The sequence below is a fragment of the Pseudomonas sp. NFPP28 genome (genome assembly GCF_900115535.1).
GTDB lineage: Bacteria > Pseudomonadota > Gammaproteobacteria > Pseudomonadales > Pseudomonadaceae > Aquipseudomonas > Aquipseudomonas extremorientalis.
On sequence record NZ_FOWT01000008.1, the window covers coordinates 170,327 to 188,933 of the forward strand.

The 18,607-nt window shown below is 62.9% G+C and carries 17 protein-coding genes; all 17 read left to right on the plus strand.

All coding sequences use genetic code 11. The features are described 5' to 3' along the window. Positions 1-9: 9 nt before the first annotated feature. The 17 genes from BM110_RS21205 (at position 10) to mdcH (ending at position 18,584) form a co-directional block, all read left to right on the plus strand. Positions 10-534, plus strand: coding sequence for a chemotaxis protein CheW (locus BM110_RS21205; RefSeq protein ID WP_093120641.1), 525 nt, complete (start codon positions 10-12; stop codon positions 532-534). Next, a complete protein-coding gene (locus BM110_RS21210) occupies positions 531-2,582 on the plus strand; it encodes a methyl-accepting chemotaxis protein (protein WP_071490363.1) in 2,052 nt (683 codons plus the stop codon). Before BM110_RS21205 ends, BM110_RS21210 begins: the two co-directional genes overlap by 4 nt. 167 nt (positions 2,583-2,749) lie before the next feature. Continuing rightward, entirely contained in the window at positions 2,750-8,554 is a 5,805-nt protein-coding gene (locus tag BM110_RS21215; protein WP_093514119.1) for an Hpt domain-containing protein, read from the plus strand. Beyond that, positions 8,547-9,002 (plus strand): chemotaxis protein CheW, encoded by a 456-nt coding sequence (locus BM110_RS21220; RefSeq protein WP_058426570.1) that lies wholly within the window; start codon positions 8,547-8,549, stop codon positions 9,000-9,002. The genes BM110_RS21215 and BM110_RS21220 overlap by 8 nt, the downstream gene beginning before the upstream one ends. Before the next feature lie 284 nt (positions 9,003-9,286). Then, positions 9,287-9,670: a polymorphic toxin type 44 domain-containing protein gene (locus tag BM110_RS21225; RefSeq protein WP_081049329.1), complete on the plus strand. Its 384-nt coding sequence runs from the start codon at positions 9,287-9,289 to the stop codon at positions 9,668-9,670. Beyond that, positions 9,648-10,067, plus strand: coding sequence for a hypothetical protein (locus tag BM110_RS21230; protein WP_058426571.1), 420 nt, complete (start codon positions 9,648-9,650; stop codon positions 10,065-10,067). The genes BM110_RS21225 and BM110_RS21230 overlap by 23 nt, the downstream gene beginning before the upstream one ends. Positions 10,068-10,397: 330 nt before the next feature. Then, positions 10,398-10,637, plus strand: a complete 240-nt coding sequence (locus BM110_RS21235) for a DUF6124 family protein (RefSeq protein ID WP_093514120.1) — start codon at positions 10,398-10,400, stop codon at positions 10,635-10,637. Between the two features lie 61 nt (positions 10,638-10,698). Further along, positions 10,699-11,328 carry a nucleotidyltransferase domain-containing protein gene (locus tag BM110_RS21240; RefSeq protein WP_093514121.1) on the plus strand — a complete coding sequence of 210 codons (630 nt, stop codon included), beginning with the start codon at positions 10,699-10,701 and terminating at the stop codon, positions 11,326-11,328. Continuing rightward, the gene (locus BM110_RS21245) at positions 11,291-11,725 is read left to right on the plus strand and encodes a hypothetical protein (protein ID WP_092242400.1); all 435 of its coding nucleotides are present in this window, start codon (positions 11,291-11,293) and stop codon (positions 11,723-11,725) included. The genes BM110_RS21240 and BM110_RS21245 overlap by 38 nt, the downstream gene beginning before the upstream one ends. 133 nt (positions 11,726-11,858) lie before the next feature. Further along, positions 11,859-12,581, plus strand: coding sequence for a hypothetical protein (locus BM110_RS21250; RefSeq protein WP_093120649.1), 723 nt, complete (start codon positions 11,859-11,861; stop codon positions 12,579-12,581). Between the two features lie 120 nt (positions 12,582-12,701). Further along, the gene (mdcA, locus tag BM110_RS21255) at positions 12,702-14,372 is read left to right on the plus strand and encodes a malonate decarboxylase subunit alpha (protein WP_093514122.1); all 1,671 of its coding nucleotides are present in this window, start codon (positions 12,702-12,704) and stop codon (positions 14,370-14,372) included. Continuing rightward, entirely contained in the window at positions 14,373-15,206 is an 834-nt protein-coding gene (locus BM110_RS21260; protein ID WP_092242009.1) for a triphosphoribosyl-dephospho-CoA synthase, read from the plus strand. Then, positions 15,206-15,505: a malonate decarboxylase subunit delta gene (locus BM110_RS21265; protein WP_071490357.1), complete on the plus strand. Its 300-nt coding sequence runs from the start codon at positions 15,206-15,208 to the stop codon at positions 15,503-15,505. The genes BM110_RS21260 and BM110_RS21265 overlap by 1 nt, the downstream gene beginning before the upstream one ends. Continuing rightward, positions 15,498-16,340 (plus strand): biotin-independent malonate decarboxylase subunit beta, encoded by an 843-nt coding sequence (locus BM110_RS21270; RefSeq protein WP_093120655.1) that lies wholly within the window; start codon positions 15,498-15,500, stop codon positions 16,338-16,340. The genes BM110_RS21265 and BM110_RS21270 overlap by 8 nt, the downstream gene beginning before the upstream one ends. Beyond that, positions 16,337-17,107, plus strand: a complete 771-nt coding sequence (gene mdcE / locus BM110_RS21275; RefSeq protein WP_093514123.1) for a biotin-independent malonate decarboxylase subunit gamma — start codon at positions 16,337-16,339, stop codon at positions 17,105-17,107. The genes BM110_RS21270 and mdcE overlap by 4 nt, the downstream gene beginning before the upstream one ends. After that, positions 17,101-17,688 (plus strand): malonate decarboxylase holo-ACP synthase, encoded by a 588-nt coding sequence (locus BM110_RS21280; RefSeq protein ID WP_093514124.1) that lies wholly within the window; start codon positions 17,101-17,103, stop codon positions 17,686-17,688. Before mdcE ends, BM110_RS21280 begins: the two co-directional genes overlap by 7 nt. Beyond that, positions 17,685-18,584, plus strand: a complete 900-nt coding sequence (mdcH, locus tag BM110_RS21285; protein ID WP_093514125.1) for a malonate decarboxylase subunit epsilon — start codon at positions 17,685-17,687, stop codon at positions 18,582-18,584. The genes BM110_RS21280 and mdcH overlap by 4 nt, the downstream gene beginning before the upstream one ends. Positions 18,585-18,607: the final 23 nt, after the last annotated feature.

An 18,607-nucleotide genomic window follows, 5' to 3' on the forward strand; every position in this document is an offset into this window, starting at 1 on the left:
TTCGCCATCATGACCGAGTCGCAAACCGCCTTTGAGCTGCTGCTGGACATCGACCGCCGCTGTCGCCTGTTGGCCGCCGACCTGCCGTCCCAGGAAACCCGTCTGCAACGCTGGAGCGGGATCGGCTTTCGCCTGGGGCAGCACTGGTATGTGGCGCCCATGGGCGAAGTTGCCGAAGTCCTGCATGAACCGCGCTGCACGCTGATGCCCGGGGTCAAGGCCTGGGTCAAGGGTGTGGCTAACCTGCGTGGGCGCTTGTTGCCGGTGATGGACCTGGGCGGGTTCCTCGGCCTCGAGCTGTCCAAGGCACGCAAACAGCGGCGCGTACTGGTGGTGGAATTCAACGATTTGTTTGTCGGGCTGCTGGTGGACGAGGTGGTGGGAATGCAGCATTTCGCACAAGACGCACTGCTGGCGAGTGCCGCCCCCGGCGCGCCGTTTATCCAGGGACGTTTCGAGGGCAGCCCGCAGTGGCAGGTCTTCAGCCCCTTCGCCCTGGCCCAGGCCCCAGGCTTCATGGATGTTGCCGCATGACCACCGTTACCCCGCCAAAACCTCAGGCCGCGTCGCGCAGTCGTTCCCAGATCATTGTGCTGTTCATTGCACTGATCGTGTTCATCATGTTGCTGTTTGCCAACTTTGCGTACCTCAACACCCAGTCCACCTATGACAAGCAGTACATCGGCCACGCCGGTGAGTTGCGCGTGCTGTCCCAGCGCATTGCCAAGAACGCCACCGAAGCCGCCGCCGGCAAGGCTGCTGCGTTCAAGTTGCTGGGCGATGCGCGCAACGACTTCGCCCAGCGCTGGGGCTACCTGAAAAAAGGTGATCCGGAAACCGGCCTGCCGGCTGCGCCCAGTGCGGTACGTGCCGAAATGCGTGCGGTGCAGACCGACTGGGAAGCGCTGCTGAAAAACACCGACGCGATTCTCGCCAGTGAGCAGACCGTGCTGTCCTTGCACCAGGTCGCGGCGACCCTGGCGGAAACCGTTCCGCAGTTGCAGGTGGAGTCGGAAAAGGTCGTCGACATCCTCCTGCAACGCGGTGCCCCGGCCAGCCAGGTCGCCCTGGCCCAGCGCCAGTCGTTGCTGGCCGAGCGGATCCTGGGGGCGGTGAACACCGTACTGGCCGGCGACGAAACCGCCGTGCAGGCCGCCGACGCCTTTGGCCGCGATGCCAACCGTTTCGGCCAGGTGCTCAACGGCATGCTCCAGGGCAACCCCGGCCTGCGCATCACCCAGGTCGAAGACCGCGATGCCCGCGCGCGGCTGGCGGAAATCGCCGAGCTGTTCGAGTTTGTCTCCGGCTCGGTGGATGAAATTCTCGAAACCTCGCCGCAACTGTTCCAGGTGCGCGCTTCGGCGAGCAACATCTTCAACCTGTCACAAACCCTGCTCGATGAAGCCTCGCACCTGGCCACCGGTTTCGAAAACCTGGCCAGTGGCCGCAGTTTCGACACCATCGGCGGCTATGTACTGGGCCTGCTGGCGCTGACCTCGATCATCCTGATCGGCCTGGTGATGGTGCGCGAGACCAACCGCCAACTGCATGAAACCGCCGAGAAGAACGAGCGCAACCAGAACGCGATCATGCGCCTGCTGGATGAAATCGAAGACCTGGCCGACGGCGACCTCACCGTGACGGCCTCGGTGACCGAAGACTTCACCGGCACCATCGCCGACTCCATCAACTATTCCGTCGACCAGCTGCGCGATCTGGTTGCCACCATCAACCTCACCGCCGGGCAAGTCGCCGGTGCGGTGCAGGACACCCAGGCCACTGCCATGCACCTGGCCCAGGCCTCGGAGCACCAGGCCCAGCAGATCGCCGAAGCGTCCACGGCGATCAACCAGATGGCGCAGTCCATCGACCAGGTGTCAGCCAACGCCGCCGAATCGTCGGCGGTGGCGGAGCGCTCGGTGGAAATTGCCAACAAGGGCAACGAGGTGGTGCACAACACCATCCACGGCATGGACAACATTCGCGAACAGATCCAGGACACCGCCAAGCGCATCAAGCGCCTGGGCGAGTCGTCCCAGGAAATTGGCGATATCGTCAGCCTGATCGACGATATTGCCGAGCAGACCAACATCCTCGCCCTCAACGCAGCGATCCAGGCGAGCATGGCCGGGGACGCCGGGCGCGGCTTTGCAGTGGTGGCCGATGAAGTGCAACGCCTGGCCGAGCGTTCGTCGGCGGCGACGCGGCAGATTGAAACCCTGGTGCGGGCGATCCAGGCCGACACCAACGAAGCGGTCATTTCCATGGAGCAGACCACCACCGAAGTGGTGCGCGGCGCACGGTTGGCCCAGGATGCCGGGGTGGCGCTGGAAGAGATCGAAGGCGTGTCGAAAACCCTCGCAGCGTTGATCCAGAGCATCTCCAACGCGGCGCAGCAGCAGACGAGTTCGGCGGGGCAGATCTCCCTGACCATGAACGTGATCCAGCAGATCACCACCCAGACCTCTTCGGGCTCCACGGCCACCGCAGAAAGCATCGGCAACCTGGCGAAAATGGCCAGCCAGCTGCGCCGGTCGGTGTCGGGGTTCACCTTGCCAGCGGCTAAACAGGCTGATGATTGAAATGCAGTACACATGTGGGAGGGGGCTTGCCCCCGATAGCAGTGGGTCAGTCACCCAATCTTTGACTGATGCACCGCCATCGGAGGCAAGCCCCCTCCCACATGTGATCTCTATCTGTCTTGATATCTCGCACCACCAGCAACCCATGAATTCCAAGCGGAGCAGTTATGGTTGATCGGCACGACTACGTGGCCCTCGAATGGGTCAAGGGCGACATTGCCGAAACCCTGAAACAGGCCCGTTCGGCGCTCGATGCGTACGTCGAAACCTCAGACGGCGATGCCATCGGCGAGTGCCTGGCGTGTGTCCATCAAGTGCATGGCGCGCTGCAAATGGTCGAGTTCTATGGTGCAGCCCTGCTGGCCGAGGAAATCGAAGAGCTGGCGCAGGCCCTGCAAGCCGACCGCGTGAACCAGCGCGACGAAAGCATCCGCCTGCTGCAACAGGCCCTCAACCAATTGCCGCTGTACCTGGACCGTGTGCACAGCGCCCGCCGCGACTTGCCGCTGGTGGTGTTGCCATTGCTCAATGACCTGCGCAGCGCGCGTGGTGAAAGCCTGCTGTCGGAGACCAGCCTGTTCAGCCCGCAACTGCTGACCATCGCGCCGCTGCCTGATGAGGCCCTGGCCCAACGTGCCGTGCCCGACCTGAAAGAACAACTGCGCCAGTGGCACCAACTGCTGCAACAGGCCTTGGCCGGGTTGCTGCGCGAAGACCATGGTCCCAGCAACCTGGAAGACATGGCGCGGGTGTTCGCGCGCCTCGAAGCCTTGTGCCAGGGCGCGCCGTTGTTGCCATTGTGGCAAGTCACCTCGGCGCTGGTCGAAGGCATGCTCACCGGCGTGATCGCCAACAGTCCGGCGCTGCGCAGCCTGCTCAAGGCCAGCGACAGACAGCTCAAGCGCCTGCTGGCCCAGGGCATCGGCGGGATCAATCAGGCAGCGCCGGATGAACTGCTCAGAAGCCTGTTGTTTTACGTCGCCAAGGTCACTCGGCCGACGCCGCGCATGCAAAGCCTCAAGGAACGCTACGGCCTGGATGAGGCCTTGCCCGACAGCGCGCTGGTCGACGCCGAGCGCGCGCGCCTGGCCGGGCCGGACCGCAACGCCATGGGCTCGGTGCTGGGCGCGTTGTGCGAAGAGCTGGTGCGGGTCAAGGAGCGCCTCGACTTGTTCGTACGCAGCGACCGCCAGCACACCAGCGACCTGGATGCGCTGCTCGCACCGCTGCGGCAGATCGCCGACACCCTGGCGGTGCTGGGTTTCGGCCAGCCGCGCAAGGTCATCATCGATCAACTCGCCGTGGTACTGAGCCTGGCCCAAGGCCAGCGCGAGCCTAACGACGCTGTGCTGATGGACGTCGCCGGCGCCTTGCTCTACGTCGAAGCCACACTGGCCGGCATGGTCGGCACCGTCGAGCCGGAAAGCCGCGAAGAAAGCCGCCTGCCCACCACCGATCTGACCCAGATCCACCAATTGGTGATCCGCGAATCCTGCCAGTGCCTCAAGCAAGCCAAGGAACTGGTGATCGACTGCATTGAAGCCGACTGGGATCGCCAGCGCCTGGAGTCCCTGCCCGAGCTGCTGAGCCAGGTGCGCGGCGCCCTGGCGATGATCCCTTTGCCCCGTGCGGCGAGCCTGATGCGCGGATGCACGGATTACGTCGACGAACAGTTGATGGGCAGTGATGCGCCACCGTCCGAGATGCAATTGGCGCATTTCGCCGACGTGATCAGCAGCCTGGAGTATTACCTCGAGCGCATGCTCCAGGACCCCGATGCCGCAGGTGAGCGCGTGCTGGAGTTGGCCACTCAAGGCTTGGCGGCGCTGGGTTACCTGCCCGTCGAGAAACCCTGGCGCCAGGCGTTGGTTGCACCCGATGCCACACTGCCGGCCGAGCTTGCGCCGAGCCAATCGCAGTACGACGCCCTGGCCAGTCCGACGTCGCGCCTCAACCCGCCGGCCCTGCAACGCCCCGGCAGCCTGTTGCCGCCGCCCGCCGACGAGGAGCCCATCGACGACGAACTGCGCGAAGTTTTCCTCGAAGAGACCGACGAAGTCCTCGAGGTGCTGCACCGTCATCTGCCCAACAGCGCGGACAAAACCGCCCAAGGCGAAATGCGCCGCGCTTTCCACACCCTCAAGGGCAGCGGCCGCATGGTGCGCGCCCTGGTCTTGGCCGAGCTGGCCTGGGCCGTGGAAAACCTGCTCAACCGTGTGCTGGAGCGCAGCGTGGTGCTCGGCCCCGAGGTGCAACAGGTGCTGGATGAAGCGGTGGCCCTGTTGCCGGAATTGATTGCTGACTTTGCCATCGACGGCCAGCGCCAACGTGATGAAGTCGACGCCCTGGCCGCCCGCGCGCACGCCTTGGCCAGCGGTACACAAGTAGCGGCCGCCGAACCCCATGACCCGATGTTGCTGGAGATTTTCCGCAACGAAGCCCAGAGCCACCTGGACAGCCTCAACCACTTCCTGCAACAGGCCGCCGAGCATGTGCCGCTGCAAGTCAGCGATGAGCTGCAACGCGCCCTGCACACCCTCAAGGGCAGCGCCTACATGGCCGGCGTGCTGCCTATCGCCGAACTGGCGCGCCCGCTGGACCACCTGACCCGCGAGTACAAGGCCCACCGTCTGCCGCTGGACCTGGATGAAGTGGAGTTGCTGCTGGAAGCCGAAGGTCTGTTCCAGCGTGGGCTGCGCGACCTGGACAGTGATCCCTTGGCGCCGATCAACGGTGCAGAGGGCCTGATCAAGCGCACCCAAAGCCTGTTGGATCAGCAGCTTGAAGCGCTGCTCGACGTGCGCATCAAGCGCGATCCGCAGCTGATCGCCAACTTTCTGGCCCAAGGCATGGACATCCTGCTCGACGCCGAAAGCCTGCTGCGCCGCTGGCAGCAGCACCCCGGCGAGCGCCAGGAGCTGACTGCGCTGCTGGATGAACTGACCACCCTGGGCGAGGGAGCGCATGTTGCGGATCTGCACGCCATCGACGAACTCTGCGAAGCCCTGCTCGACCTCTATGGCGCGGTGGAGGAGAGCAGCCTGGCGGTGAGCGAGCGGTTCTTTCACGAGGCCGAACAGGCCCATGAAGCGCTGATCAGCATGCTCGACCAACTGGCCGCCGGCCAGGAAATCAGCCCGGCGCCGGCCCGTGTCGAGGCCTTGCGCGAGCTGCTCGATGAAGCCCTCGACCCGTCCGCCACCGGCTTGATCAAACGCGATGGCAGCCAAGTGCTGAGCATTGCCGAACTGGGCGCCGCCACCCAGCAGTTGGATCACGAAATCACGATGGACGACGAGATCGTCGAGATCTTTCTCGAAGAAGCCGTGGACATCCTCGACAGCGCCGGCCAGTCGCTCAAGCGCTGGTTGCTGGAACCTGACAACGCCGCGCCGTTGTCGTCGTTGCAGCGCGACCTGCACACCCTCAAGGGCGGTGCACGCATGGCCGAGATCGGCCCGATTGGCGACCTGGCCCATGAGTTGGAATGCCTGTACGAAGGGTTGGTGGACCGTCGCTACAGTTACTCCACCGAGCTCTCCCAGGTGCTGATGGCCAGCCATGAGCATCTGGCCTTGCAGCTTGAAGAGCTCCAGCATCACCAACCCTTGAGTGACAACGCCGAGTTGATCGCCAAGGTGCGGGCGTTGCGCCAAGGCAACGCGCCTGCCGCATCCGCCGCTGCGCCAGCAGCGTCGGGCGCCGACCCGGAATTGCTGGATATCTTCCTCGAAGAGGCGGCCGACATTCTCGACAGTTCCAGTGCAGCGCTGTCGCGCTGGCAGGCCGAGCCCGGCAACCGCCAGGAAGTGGAAACCCTGTTGCGCGACCTGCACACCCTCAAGGGCGGCGCGCGCATGGTCGAGATCACCCCCATTGGCGACCTGGCTCACGAACTGGAATTCCTCTACGAAGGCCTGTCTGCCGGCTTGCTCGCGCCGTCGCCTGAGCTGTTCGCGTTGCTGCAGGGCTGCCACGACCGCCTGGCGCAGATGATCGATGCCGTGGCGGACGGCTTGCCGGTCGGCTCGGTGGACAAGCTCATCGAGCGCATCAAAAGCCTGGTGCACCCAAACCAGGAGCCGGTGACGCCGGTGGCGTTGCCCGCAGGCAAGGCGGAGGCCGTGGTGGACCCGGCTGCCGACATGGTGAAGATCTCCGCCGAGCTGCTGGATGATCTGGTCAACCTGGCCGGTGAAACGTCGATTTTCCGCGGCCGTATCGAGCAGCAGGTCAACGACGCACGCATCGTCCTCACGGAAGTGGAAACCACTCTCTCACGCATGCGCGACCAGCTGCGGCGTCTCGACACCGAAACCCAGGGCCGCATCCTCAGCCGCCAGCAGGCCGAGGCCGAGCGCCTGGGCTACGAAGAATTCGACCCGCTGGAGATGGACCGCCATTCGCAGTTGCAGCAACTGTCCCGTGCGCTGTCCGAATCGGCCTCCGACCTGCTCGACCTCAAGGACACCCTTGAACGCCGCAACGAGGACGCTCATGGCCTGTTGCAACAACAGGCACGCATCAATACCGAGTTGCAGGAAGGCCTGATGCGCACGCGCATGGTGCCGTTCGAACGCATGCTGCCACGCCTCAAGCGCATCGTTCGGCAGGTGGCGGGCGAGTTGGGCAAGGACGTGGAATTCATCGTCGGCAACGCCGAAGGCGAGATGGACCGCAATGTGCTGGAACGCATGGCGGCGCCCCTGGAACACATGTTGCGCAATGCCGTCGACCACGGCCTGGAGTCCCGCGATGCGCGACTGCTGGCCGGCAAGCCGGAGAAAGGCCGCATCACCCTGGACCTGACCCACGAAGGCGGCGATATCGTCTTCGATATGCGCGACGATGGCGCCGGCGTGCCGCTGGAAGCCGTGCGGCGCAAGGCGATCAAGCGTGGCCTGCTCGGGGCGCATCAAGAGATGAGCGACCGCGACGTGTTGCAGTTCATCCTGCAGCCGGGGTTCTCCACGGCTGAAAAGATCACGCAGATTTCCGGGCGCGGCGTGGGCATGGACGTGGTGCATGAAGAGGTTCGCCAGCTCGGCGGCTCGATGGTCATTGACTCGACCCCGGGCGAGGGTGTGCATTTCCGCATTCGTTTGCCGTTCACTGTATCGGTCAACCGTGCACTCATGGTGCAGTGCGCGGACGATCAATACGCGATCCCGCTCAACACCATCGAGGGCCTGGTGCGGGTGCTGCCCCATGAACTGGCCGGGCATTACCAGCAAGACCCGCCGTATTATGAATACGCCGGCCAGCGTTACGAACTGTTCTACCTGGGCGACCTGCTGCACACCGTCAGCCGCCCCAAACTGCTGGGCCAGTATCAACCGGTGCCGGTACTGCTGGTGCAGTGCAATGAACGGCACGTGGCCATCCATGTGGACGCCATGGCCGGCACGCGGGAGATTGTGGTCAAGGGCCTGGGGCCGCAGTTTGCCGGTGTGCAGGGCTTGTCTGGCGCGACGATCCTGGGCGATGGTCGCGTGGTGCTGATCATTGACCTGCTGGCGCATATCCGTGCGCGGCAACCCGCGCTGCCGGCCCAGCCGGTCGACGCGCCACTGATCCTCAACGACCCGCTGAAAAAGCGCCCGTTGCTGGTGCTGGTGGTGGACGACTCGGTTACCGTGCGCAAGGTCACCAGCCGCCTGCTGGAGCGCAACGGCATGAACGTGCTCACCGCGAAAGACGGCATCGACGCGCTGGCAGTGCTGGAAGAACATACACCGGACCTGATGCTGCTCGACATCGAAATGCCGCGCATGGACGGCTTCGAAGTCGCCACCCAAGTGCGCAACGACCCCCGGCTGATGCGCCTGCCGATCATCATGATCACCTCGCGCACCGGCCAGAAACACCGCGACCGCGCCATGGCCATCGGCGTCAACGACTACCTCGGCAAGCCGTACCAGGAATCGGTGCTGCTCGAAAGCATCGCCTACTGGAGCAAGTCCCATGCTTGACCACCGCACCAGCCAACTCACCGGCCTGCTGCTGCCCCTGGCCGACCGCCACCTGGTGCTGCCCAACGTTGCCATCGCCGAGTTGATCGACTTCCAGCGCGGCGAACCAGCCAGCGACGCGCCGCCGTGGTACTTGCGACAAGTGACCTGGCGCGACCGGCAGATCCCGCTGATCAGCTTCGAAGCGGTGTGCGGTGAAGCCAGTGTGACCGGCGAACGCTCGCGGATCGTGGTGCTGAATGCGCTGGGTGGGCGGCCGACGTTGAAGTTTATTGCGCTGGTGATCCAGGGGATTCCACGGTCGTACAAGCTCGACAGTGAGTTGAGCTACGTGGATGTGCCGCTGTGCCCGCTGGAGCTGGCGGCGGTGCAGGTGGGCGAGCATGTGGCGAAGGTGCCGGATTTGCTCGGCCTGGAGGCACTGCTGGTAGAGTCCGGCCTGGCCTGATCCCTCATTCTCAATCCCAGTGAATATCAAAATGTGGGAGGGGGCTTGCCCCCGATGGCTGACTGTCAGTTGATACTTCTATACCTGACCCACCGCAATCGGGGGCAAGCTCTGTCTTACATTTGATCCTCTGTGTTTGACAGGCCGTCGCGACCCAAACCGCCCAAAAATGTCGGAACTGAATGTTATTTGTGTAAGTAATTTCTTTAACTGGATTGGGCCGGTTTTCTGGCCTGAGTGGGATGCCAGGTTCGGCGCTTCCCTTTGCCAGTAAGGACACGCAAATGGCTGTGCCGTTAATGCCTCCCGGTGTTTCAATGTTTGAAAATATGGCGATTGCCAAGTGCAAGCGCATCCATCTCAGGCCGGGTTCGGCGTTTGCCTATTCTTGGTTTTATTCGCAGGTCAGAGCTGCAGGGCCGTGGAACTACAAGAAGCAAGGGCGTCAATACGAGGCTTTTGGTAATTTCAATTACGGTGCCACGGGCACGGTGTTAGGCATTCCCGATCATGTGTTACTGCGGGCTGCAGGAGTTGCTCAAACCATCGCCAAAACCACCCTGCCGGATTTTGGCTCATGGTGGGGAGATGATCCTTTTGGTGATGACCCGCGAGATCAATATTGGATAAGGAGAGGTATCGAGTATGCGATTTCACAAGGCTACTGAAGGCCTCATACCGATCCTGCGTAACTGCCTGCTGGTGGGCTGCCTGATTTATATCGCAGGCAGTTGGTTACTATCACCCGGAACACCGGATTTGGACGAAGTGGTGTTGAAGCATTCCTTGGGCAACGGCTCCTCGATCTATGGCGCGCGGGATGGCCAAGGCGGTGCAACGGTGGGCTTTTCATACCGCTACTACGTGCATAGGAACTTGAGTAACGATCGGGAAATACTCACCACATTGGTGTCGGCGCATCCTTTTCTGAAAACCAAGGAACCCAATGTTCAAGTGAGTGAGCATGAGGGCGTGCTTACATTGGATATTCAGGGGCGAGTGTACGAGTACAACAGCTATGCCCTCGAAGGTCTTGGCCCGATCAAGGTGGTGATGGGGCTGTGATGGACTGGGCTTCGGATTTTTCCTGCAAGATTTTGGGCTGTGCATGAACTTGTCGGGCGCGGACAGCGCGCCTAGTCTTCGTCCCGTCATCGCAAAAAACGGTGACACGGACGTGCAAGTCCGGTTACATGTCGGCGCACAAACGCCCATAGCCATTCAACGGGCGTTTTTTATGCCTGCTGTACTCGTTATGGCGGCTGTGCGTGGGAGATCCCTCGGGGTCTGCCGGGGTCCGATATGCCCGGTCTTGCACACCTGCGCACAGCTGCCACCTTAATTCGCGTGCAAGCGGAAGAGGGCAGTCTCCATCACATATCGGAGTTGTAGATCATGATCAAACCCACCCCCAATCCGCCCCTCTTCACCGTAAACCCTCACCAAGACACCGAAACCCTGCTGGTCAACGCCAGCGAAACCCTGTCCTCCCTCAACGCACTCACTTGCAACCTCGCCTTCGAACTGGACACCTCCCAGCGCGCGATCATGCTCGGCATCCAGCAAATGGCGGAGTTGGGGCAATTGCTGGTGGATCGTGCCCTGGAACAGATTTCCCCTTATCCAGCCGCTTAAAACTTGATCGTTCCCAAAAAGGGACCTATCGTTCCCTTTTTGGGACTCTTTGGCCGCTGCCATGCAAACCTTGCCGCTCAGCACCGCGCTCTTCACCGCTACCCAGCAAAAAGTGCTGGGTCTACTTTTCGGCAAGCCCGACCAAAGCTTCTTTACCAATGAAATTGCACGCTGGGCCCAGGTTGGCAAGGGTAGCCTTACGCGTGAACTGGAACGTTTGCAGTTGGCAGGCATCTTGAGTATGACGCGCCAGGGCAACCAGACCCATTACCAAGCAAATCCTCAATGCCCGATCTACTCGGAATTGTTAGCCATCGTGCGCAAGACCCTGACCCTGGACGAGCCCTTGCGTAATGCACTGGCATCTTTCGCCGAGCAGATAACCTGGGCCTTTGTCTACGGTTCCATCGCCAAGGGCGAAGCACACTCATCCAGTGACATAGATCTCATGTTGATCGGCGAAAGCCTCAACTACAGTGAAGTCATGGAGCAGCTCATGCCGCTGGAAGAGCAGCTGGGCCGCACCATCAACCCGACGCTTTACACCCCTGAAGACTGGATCGGCAAATGGAATGCGGGGAACAGTTTTGTGCAGCGGGTCGTGCAGCAGGACAAGATCAATCTGATTGGGGGCAACCCCCTGGAATCCACGGATGGACAGCAAGGTAAACCTGGAGAATCTGCAACGTAGCGGCGGTTTGAAGGCTGAGCCGCCGGATCGCAAAGAGTGTGATGGGCTGATGCGTTCAGCCAGGGATCGGCTGAGGGATGCCGGCAACCCACAGTTATCATTCGCCAGTCGTTTCGACCTGGCTTACAACGCGGCTCATGCTATCGCCCTCACGGCCTTGCGCTTGCAGGGGTATCGCTCGGACAAACGCTATCTGGTGTTTCAATGCCTGGTTCACACCACAGGTGCCGGCAAGGTGCAGGTGAGGTTGTTGGCGCTGTGTCATGAGCGTCGGAACCTGGCGGAGTACGAAGGGTATATGGATGAGGACGAGCCGCTCTTAGCCCAGTTGATTGACAGCACGACCACGTTGCAGGGAAACGTGGAGGGCCTGTTGGCTGGATATCAGTGGGCATGACTCGATCAAAAATGTAGGAGAGGCGTCCTGGTGAATTGTGACGGGGTGCGGATCACTTGTTCCTTTCCCATCGTAAAGATCCCCACCCCACTGCCGATAGCCAAGGAAGTTTTTCGACAGAAGTATCGACGCAATGTGGCTTTTGGATGGGTTTGCCTGGCTGTACGACCTCAACCGGTTTACCGGCACGCTTCTGATGTGGTTTGGCGTGCTGGTGCTCACGGCAGCGGTGACCATGAACGTGCAGTCCAATCGTGGGAAGCTGTGGGGGTTCATGATTACCACCGCAGGCGCGGTGTTTATCCTGGTGTACCTCGAAAGCCTCAAGCTGGTCGGCGCCGATAAGGCTATCAAAGGCGTGGTGAGCAACTTTGTGGTCATGACCCTGGGCGGTCTTGGCTCGGGCCTGCTGGCGGTGGCGATAACCCAAGGACCCACCCCTGAAGAAGACAAACAGGCTCGAGGGTTTATCCGTGATCGTCTGCTGGACGCGCTTGAATACGCCTTTGTGTACGTCGCGATTTGCGCGTTCACCGTGTTCGCGGTGTGCTTGCCACTCAACCTGCTGGGCTGGCCTCCCGTCGACGAGCACGACTTGCTGAGCCTGCTGATGGTGTGCCTGGGTGCCCTGCTGGGTTACGCGATAACCTCCCGTCCCAATCGCTTGAGAAACTGGGAGCAACTGGGCGGCTGTGCGCTGGTGGCGCTGCTCTTGCTGCTGTCGCCGGTTTACGCCCAGGCGCTGTCGGGCCTGTGGGAGTGGAGTTGGGCGGCTGTGTTGGGGCTGCACGGTTTTGCCGCGTTGGCGTTGTTAAGAACCATATGGTTCCACCGCAGCGAATGGCAAAGCACCTGAACGCTCGTGTTCATTGAGCCATCATTAATCCAGGCGTAACAGTCCAGCGCTCAGCTTGATTGATGGCCCCCTCAATCACTCCTAAGGTAAGCCCCACGACAGCAAACCCGTGGAGCGACCATGACAACAACAATCACCCCCGACTCACGCTGGACGCGGCGGCGCGACGAGAAGCAGCGGCGGCTCGGGCTGGTCAGGCAATACGCAGACGGTGCGGTGCTGCCCAGCGACAGGATCGTCGAGGCGCTTGAGGCGCTGATCCTCCCCGGCGACCGCGTGGTGCTGGAAGGCAACAACCAGAAACAGGCTGATTTCCTCTCGCGCTCCCTGGCCAAGGCCGACCCGGCCAAGCTCCACGATTTGCACATGATCATGCCCAGTGTCGGCCGCTCCGAGCACCTGGACCTGTTTGAAAAAGGCATCGCCCGCAAGCTGGACTTTTCCTTCGCCGGCACCCAATCCCTGCGCATCAGCCAGTTGCTCGAAGACGGCCTGCTGGAAATCGGCGCGATCCACACCTACATCGAACTCTATGCGCGGCTGGTGGTGGACCTGATCCCCAACGTGGTGCTCTCCGCCGGTTTCATGGCCGACCGCGCCGGCAACATCTACACCGGCGCCAGCACCGAAGACACTCCGGCGCTGATCGAGCCAGCTGCGTTCAGCGATGGCATCGTCATCGTGCAAGTCAACCAGTTGGTGGACGACGTCATCGACTTGCCCCGCGTCGACATCCCCGCGAGCTGGGTGGACTTCGTGGTGGTGGCCGACAAGCCGTTCTATATCGAGCCACTGTTTACCCGCGATCCCCGCCACATCAAGCCGGTGCATGTGTTGATGGCGATGATGGCGATCCGTGGCATCTACGAAAAACACAACGTGCAGTCCCTCAACCACGGCATCGGTTTCAACACCGCCGCCATCGAGCTGATCCTGCCGACCTACGGCGAATCCCTCGGCCTCAAGGGCAAGATCTGCCGCAACTGGACCCTCAACCCGCACCCTACGCTGATCCCCGCCATCGAAAGCGGCTGGGTGGAGAGCGTGCATTGCTTTGGCACCGAACTGGGCATGGAAAACTACATCGCCGCCCGCCCGGATGTGTTCTTCACCGGTCGCGACGGCTCGATGCGTTCCAACCGCATGTTCTGCCAGCTCGCCGGCCAATACGCGGTGGACCTGTTTATCGGCGCCACCCTGCAAGTCGACGGCGACGGCCATTCCTCCACCGTGACCCGTGGCCGACTCGCCGGTTTTGGTGGTGCGCCGAACATGGGCCATGACCCACGCGGTCGCCGCCATGGCACACCCGCATGGCTGGACATGCGCCACGACGATGCGCCCGAAGCCTTGCTGGAGCGCGGCAAAAAACTCGTGGTGCAAATGGTCGAGACCTTCCAGGAAGGCGGCAAACCCACCTTCGTCGACACCCTCGACGCCGTGGAAGTCGCACGCAAAAGCGGCATGCCCCTGGCGCCGATCATGATCTACGGTGATGACGTCACCCACCTGCTCACCGAAGAAGGCATCGCGTACCTGTACAAGGCGCGCTCCCTCGAAGAGCGCCAGGCGATGATCGCCGCTGTCGCGGGCGTCACGGCCATCGGCATGCGTCACAACCCCAAGGACACCGCACGCATGCGCCGCGAAGGCCTGATCGCCTTGCCCGAAGACCTGGGGATTCGTCGCACCGACGCCACCCGCGAGTTGTTGGCCGCCAAGAGCGTCGCCGACCTGGTGGACTGGTCTGGCGGCCTGTACAACCCGCCCGCCAAATTCAGGAGCTGGTAAATGCGCGCCCTCAAACTGCATGAACTCAGCCTTGCGGATCGCCTGGCTGACATGGCCGTCGATGCGCTGATCGATGAAGCCGACCTGTCGCCCAAACCCGCCCTGGTGGATAGGCGTGGCAACGGCGCCCATAGCGATTTGCACTTGGGCCTGATGCACGCTTCGGCGTTGTCGCTGTGGCCGATGTTCAAGGAAATGGCCGAGGCCGCGATTGAGATCGGTGAAGTCGGTTTGCCCCTGCGTGAAGCCCTCGGGCGTCTTGGCCGTGACGGTGAGCAGGCAATGCTGACCACCACCAACGGCGTGAACACCCATCGTGGCGCGATCTGGGCACTCGGGTTGCTCACCGCCGCCGCCGCGCTGCAACCACGCGCCGTGACGCTGACTGCCGCCAGACTGGCCCTGCTCCACGACCGTTTCGCCCCACAACCCATGAGCCATGGTGCCCAGGTTGCCCAACGCTACGGCGCACGCGGTGCCCGTGAAGAAGCGCAGCTCGGCTTCCCGTCCGTGGTGCAACGTGGCCTGCCGCAACTGCGTAAAAGCCGCCTGCACCATGCCGGTGAACAGAACGCTCGCCTGGACGCCTTGCTCGCGATCATGACCGAGCTGGCCGACACTTGCGTGCTCTACCGCGCCGGCACCGAAGGCCTTCAGGCCATGCAGCACGGTGCCCAAGCCGTGCTGGACGCTGGCGGCAGCGCAACCCTGGCCGGTCGCCGCCAACTGCATGAGCTGGACCAGCAACTGCTGGCCCTGAATGCCTCCCCCGGCGGCGCCGCCGACCTGTTGGCCGCCTGCCTGTTTATCGACCGCCTCGACGGAGCGTTGTGATGGAAACCTTATCCTTTGAATTCCCCGCCGGGCAGCCGCCAAAAGGCCGTGCGCTGGTGGGTTGCGTCGGCTCGGGCGACCTGGAAGTGCTGCTGGAACCGGGCACGCCGGGCACCCTGACCATCCAGGTGCAGACTTCGGTGAACGGCGCCGAACAACGCTGGCAACATCTGTTCGAGAGGATGTTCCAGGAGCAGACGCCACCGGCCTTGAACATCGATATTCACGACTTCGGTGCCACCCCTGGCGTGGTGCGCCTGCGCCTGGAGCAGGGTTTCGAGGAGGTCGGCCATGACTGACTTGCTCGCCAGACACAGCTTCGTCGAGCTGGGCGCTCGGCAGCGCGCCAAGGCTTTGCTGGACGTTGGCTCTTACCGCGAATTGATCGACCCGTTCCAGCGTGTCATGTCGCCGTGGCTCAGCCGCCAGGGTGTGGTGCCCCAGGCCGATGACGGTGTGGTGATCGCCAAGGGCAGCCTCGGCGGGAAACCGGTGGTGATTGCCGCCATCGAAGGCAACTTCCAGGGCGGCAGCCTTGGCGAAGTGGGCGGTGCGAAAATCGCCGGCGCATTGGAACTGGCGGCCGAAGACAATCGCAAGGGCATCCCGACCCGCGCTGTGTTGTTGCTGGAGACTGGTGGCGTGCGCTTGCAGGAGGCCAACCTGGGCCTGGCGGCGATTGCGGATATCCATGCGGCGATTGTCGACCTGCGTCAGTACCAGCCGGTGATCGGCGTGGTGGCGGGCAGTGTCGGTTGCTTTGGCGGCATGTCCATCGCGGCCGGGTTGTGCAGTTACCTGGTGGTCACTCGAGAAGCACGCCTTGGCTTGAATGGCCCGCAAGTGATCGAACAGGAAGCGGGGCTTGAAGAGTACGACTCCCGCGACCGGCCCTTCATCTGGAGCCTTACCGGCGGCGAGCAACGCTTCAACAGTGGCTTGGCCGACCGTTACGTGGCGGACGATGTGGCCGAGATTCAACAGACTGTGAGTGCGCTGCTGCAACAAGGCCTGCCCGCCCGACAACGCAGCCGCCAATCCGAATATTACCTGGCGCGCCTGGCCGAACTGGACGCTACGCCGCAGATAGACCCGGCGACGGTGCGCGCGCTGTATCAAGGAGAACGCTCATGAGAGGTTTGCAGTGGTTCAACGCATTGAGCGCCGGCGCCACGCCTGTCGAGGGTTTGCCGAACTCCGTGAAAGTGGCCGACGGCCTGCTGGGCGAACAAGCCGTACGCTTTATCGCCGTGGTCACCGACGCCCAAAACCGTTTCCCCCGCGCACGCAATGGCGAAGTCGGTTTGCTGGAAGGTTGGGGGTTGGCGAAGGCTGTCGATGAAGCCATCGCCCGTGGCGACAAGCGCCCAATCATCGCCATTGTCGACGTGCCCAGCCAAGCCTACGGCCGGCGCGAAGAAGCCCTCGGCATCCACCAGGCGCTGGCGGCCGCCGCCGACAGCTACGCTCGCGCACGGCTGGCCGGGCACCCGGTGATCGCGCTGCTGGTGGGCAAGGCCATGTCCGGCGCGTTCCTCGCCCACGGTTACCAGGCCAACCGCCTGATCGCCCTGCGCGACCCCGGCGTGATGGTGCACGCCATGGGCAAGGCTTCGGCGGCGCGGGTGACCCTGCGTAGCGTTGAAGAGCTGGAAGCCCTGGCCGCCAACGTGCCGCCGATGGCCTATGACATCGATAGCTATGCCAGCCTCGGTCTGCTCTGGGAGACGCTCTCGGTCAGCCAGATCGAACAGCCCACTGCGGACGACGTGGCGCGGGTCGGCGATTGCCTGGTGCATGCGATCAAGGATATCGGCAACACCGACTTGAGCAGCCGCCTCGGCGCTACCAACCGCGCCGCCTCCAGCCACGTGCGCCAACTGCTGCGGGAGCAATGGTGAACGCCCACGACCTGCTCTGGGGCATGACCCCGGCGCATCTGCCCGCTGACGCGCCGGCGTGGGCGAAGGATGCGGTTGGCACGGTAGTCGTGCGTCGCGCCATCGTCGCGCCTGGCTTTGTCGCGGTGGGCGTGCGTGGGGGTTTGCGCGAGCAGCGGTTTGCCGCGTTGATGCCGATGGCAGCCGTACAGCAGCGTGTCGCGCCGGAAGCGTTGCGCGATGTGGTGTCGACAAGGGATCTACCGGCATTGCAGGCCCTCGATCAACTGCGGCCCGTGCTGGCGCCATTGAGTTGGGGCGTCACGGGCAGCGCAGGTTTTGAGTTGGCAACGGGCATTGAAGCCCTGCATGCCCAGAGCGACCTGGACCTGATTCTGCGCACGCCCGAGCCGCTGGATCGCAACGATGCACGCGACCTGCTGGCCACTTTGGATGAAGTTACGTGTGCCGTGGACCTGCAACTGCAGACACCTTTCGGCGCCGTCGCCTTGCGCGAATGGGCCGGTCCATCACGGCGGGTGCTGTTGAAAACCGCCAACGGTGCGCATTTGGTCATTGATCCCTGGCAGGCCGTGGCATGAGCAGCCTTCTGGTGTTCCCAGGGCAGGGCGCCCAGCGCCCGGGCATGCTCCAGGCGGTGCCGGCGGACGTGCTGGAGCAGGCCAGCGATGCCTTGGGTGAAGACGTTCGCACCTTGGATTCGGCCGAGGCCCTGGCCAGTACCCGCGCTGTACAACTCTGCCTGCTGATCGCCGGCGTCGCCCATGCCCGCCAGCTGCAACACACCCCGGATTACGTTGCAGGCCTGTCCATCGGTGCTTACCCGGCAGCGGTGATCGCTGGTGCCCTGGACTTCAGCGATGCAATCAAGCTGGTCAGCCTGCGCGGTGAGCTGATGCAAAACGCTTATCCACAGGGCTACGGCATGACCGCGATCATCGGCCCCGAGTTATCCACCGTCGAAAACCTGCTGGCCGAAATCCACAGCCCTGAAACCCCGGTGTATCTGGCCAATATCAATGCCGATAATCAGACCGTCATCGCCGGCAGCGACCAGGCCATGAAACGTGTCGCCGACCGCATCAAGGGCAGCGGCATCGCCAAACGCCTGGCCGTCAGCGTGCCCTCCCATTGCGCATTGTTGGACCAACCGGCCCAGGCCTTGGCGCAAGCCTTCGGTCCGCTCAAGGCGCCGCGCATCACCTACCTGAGCAGCACCCGCGCACGGCCGATTCACAACCCCGAGCAATTGCGCGACGACCTGGCCTTCAACATGTGCCGCGTCGTCGACTGGCGCGGCACCGTGCAAAGCGCCTACGAGCGCGGCGTGCGCCTGCAAATCGAACTGCCACCGGGCGCCGTGCTCACCGGCCTGTCACGCCGGGTGTTTGAACAAGGCACGGTGATCGCCTTTGAGGGCGCACGCCTGGACACCTTGCAGGCCCTGCTGCAAGAGGAGGAGCGCCGCCACCGATAGAGCACTACCCAAGGCTTTCGAAG

What these genes read in the sequence shown, in the direction of transcription:
- mdcA (WP_093514122.1), top strand. Translation starts at nt 12,702, where the DNA reads ATGACAACAACAATCACCCCCGACTCACGCTGGACGCGGCGGCGCGAC.
- BM110_RS21265 (WP_071490357.1), top strand. Translation starts at nt 15,206, where the DNA reads ATGGAAACCTTATCCTTTGAATTCCCCGCCGGGCAGCCGCCAAAAGGC.
- BM110_RS21235 (WP_093514120.1), top strand. Translation starts at nt 10,398, where the DNA reads ATGATCAAACCCACCCCCAATCCGCCCCTCTTCACCGTAAACCCTCAC.
- mdcH (WP_093514125.1), top strand. Translation starts at nt 17,685, where the DNA reads ATGAGCAGCCTTCTGGTGTTCCCAGGGCAGGGCGCCCAGCGCCCGGGC.
- BM110_RS21245 (WP_092242400.1), top strand. Translation starts at nt 11,291, where the DNA reads ATGGACAGCAAGGTAAACCTGGAGAATCTGCAACGTAGCGGCGGTTTG.
- BM110_RS21250 (WP_093120649.1), top strand. Translation starts at nt 11,859, where the DNA reads ATGTGGCTTTTGGATGGGTTTGCCTGGCTGTACGACCTCAACCGGTTT.
- BM110_RS21220 (WP_058426570.1), top strand. Translation starts at nt 8,547, where the DNA reads ATGCTTGACCACCGCACCAGCCAACTCACCGGCCTGCTGCTGCCCCTG.
- mdcE (WP_093514123.1), top strand. Translation starts at nt 16,337, where the DNA reads ATGAGAGGTTTGCAGTGGTTCAACGCATTGAGCGCCGGCGCCACGCCT.
- BM110_RS21205 (WP_093120641.1), top strand. Translation starts at nt 10, where the DNA reads ATGACCGAGTCGCAAACCGCCTTTGAGCTGCTGCTGGACATCGACCGC.
- BM110_RS21270 (WP_093120655.1), top strand. Translation starts at nt 15,498, where the DNA reads ATGACTGACTTGCTCGCCAGACACAGCTTCGTCGAGCTGGGCGCTCGG.
- BM110_RS21215 (WP_093514119.1), top strand. Translation starts at nt 2,750, where the DNA reads ATGGTTGATCGGCACGACTACGTGGCCCTCGAATGGGTCAAGGGCGAC.
- BM110_RS21230 (WP_058426571.1), top strand. Translation starts at nt 9,648, where the DNA reads ATGCGATTTCACAAGGCTACTGAAGGCCTCATACCGATCCTGCGTAAC.
- BM110_RS21210 (WP_071490363.1), top strand. Translation starts at nt 531, where the DNA reads ATGACCACCGTTACCCCGCCAAAACCTCAGGCCGCGTCGCGCAGTCGT.
- BM110_RS21225 (WP_081049329.1), top strand. Translation starts at nt 9,287, where the DNA reads ATGGCTGTGCCGTTAATGCCTCCCGGTGTTTCAATGTTTGAAAATATG.
- BM110_RS21280 (WP_093514124.1), top strand. Translation starts at nt 17,101, where the DNA reads ATGGTGAACGCCCACGACCTGCTCTGGGGCATGACCCCGGCGCATCTG.
- BM110_RS21260 (WP_092242009.1), top strand. Translation starts at nt 14,373, where the DNA reads ATGCGCGCCCTCAAACTGCATGAACTCAGCCTTGCGGATCGCCTGGCT.
- BM110_RS21240 (WP_093514121.1), top strand. Translation starts at nt 10,699, where the DNA reads ATGCAAACCTTGCCGCTCAGCACCGCGCTCTTCACCGCTACCCAGCAA.